Annotated in this window: 2 protein-coding genes; both read left to right on the forward strand. The window is 68.0% G+C overall.

Annotated elements, in window-relative coordinates:
• Positions 1-478, forward strand: a 478-nt coding sequence (locus tag ACXJKR_RS31390) for a flavodoxin-dependent (E)-4-hydroxy-3-methylbut-2-enyl-diphosphate synthase (RefSeq protein ID WP_457326187.1), incomplete at its 5' end; no start/stop codon positions are given.
• Complete coding sequence (hisS, locus tag ACXJKR_RS31395; protein ID WP_457326188.1) at positions 475-1782, forward strand: histidine--tRNA ligase; 1308 nt, start codon at positions 475-477, stop codon at positions 1780-1782. The genes ACXJKR_RS31390 and hisS, both read left to right, overlap by 4 nt.
• The last annotated feature ends 8 nt before the right edge of the window (positions 1783-1790 follow it).

Here is a 1790-nt window from a genome sequence, read left to right on the forward strand (position 1 = left end):
GGCCCAGGAAGGCATCGGCGACACCATCCGCGTCAGCCTCACGCCCCAGCCGGGCGAGTCGCGCACCCAGGAAGTGGTCGTGGCGCTGGAGATCCTGCAGGCCCTGGGCCTGCGCCACTTCAACCCGAGCGTGACGGCCTGCCCGGGCTGTGGCCGCACGACGAGCACGACCTTCCAGGAACTGGCCAAGCAGATCGACGATTTCCTGCGCCTGCAGATGCCGGTCTGGCGCGGCAAATACCCCGGCGTCGAGGAGATGAAGGTGGCCGTCATGGGCTGCATCGTCAACGGCCCCGGCGAGAGCAAGCATGCCGACATCGGCATCAGCCTGCCCGGCACCGGCGAGGCCCCGGCGGCGCCGGTCTTCATCGACGGCGAGAAAGCGCTGACCCTGCGCGGCGACAACATTGCGGCCGAGTTCCACGCGCTGGTCGAAAACTACATCGAGAAGCGCTTCGGCGCCACAGCAACTGCATGAGCAAGGCGATTCAGGCGGTCAAGGGGATGAACGACATCCTCCCGACCAGCGTCACCCGCAAGGACAAGCTGCCCAGCAGCGAACTGTGGAGCTGGTTCGAGACCACGCTGCGCAAGGTGCTCGGCAGCTACGGCTACCAGTACATGCTGACGCCCGTCGTCGAGCCGACGGCGCTGTTCGTGCGCGGCCTGGGTGAGGTGACCGACATCGTCGAGAAGGAGATGTATTCCTTCACCGACGGCATGAACGGCGACCAGCTGACGCTGCGCCCCGAGGCCACGGCCGGCATCGTGCGCGCCATGGTCGAGCACAACGCCCTCTACAACGGGCCCCTCAGGCTGTGGACGATGGGCCCGATGTTCCGCCATGAGCGCCCGCAAAAAGGGCGCTACCGCCAGTTCAACCAGCTCGACGTCGAGGCCCTGGGCTTTGCCGGGCCTGATGTGGACGCTGAAATCATTCTGATGGTGCGCCGCCTCTGGCAGGCCCTGGGCCTGAGCGTGGGCCAGCATGTGCGCCTGGAGCTGAACTCGCTGGGCCAACCGGCCGAGCGCAACGCCCACCGCACCGCGCTGATCGCCCACTTCGAGGCCCATGCCGAGCTGCTGGACGAAGACGGCAGGAAGCGCCTGCACAGCAATCCGCTGCGCATCCTGGACAGCAAGAACCCGGCCATGCAGCCCGTCATCGAGGCGGCGCCCAAGCTGATGGACTTCCTCGGCGAAGAGACGCTCGCCCACTTCAACGCCGTGCGCGCGATCCTCGACGCGGCGGGTCTGGAGTACCGCGTCAACACGCGCCTGGTGCGCGGCATGGACTACTACAACCTGACTGTCTTCGAATGGGTGACCGACCAGCTCGGCTCCCAGGGCACAGTCTGCGGCGGCGGCCGCTATGACGGCCTGTTCGAACAGCTTGGCGGCAAACCGACGCCTGCCGTCGGCTTCGGCCTGGGCATCGAGCGCCTGCTGCTGCTGATCGACGAGCTCGGCCTGCCCGTGCCCTCGTCGGCACCCCAGGCCTACGCCATCGTGCCCGACGCAGCGGCCCTGCCGCAGGCTTTTGGCGTGCTGGAGGCGCTGCGCGAGGCCGGCGTCAGCGTGCAGATGCATGCCGGCGGCGGCTCGTTCAAATCGCAGTTCAAGAAGGCCGACGCGTCCGGCGCCCGCTTCGCCCTTGTCTTCGGTGCCGACGAACTGGCCCGTGGCGAGGTGAGCGTCAAACCCCTTCGTGACGGTGGCGAACAGCTCAGCCGGCCGCTCGCCGACGCGGCTGCCTGGGCCGCCGACCTCCTCCCCGCATAATCCCGGGC

Source organism: Roseateles sp. P5_E11, assembly GCF_054049355.1.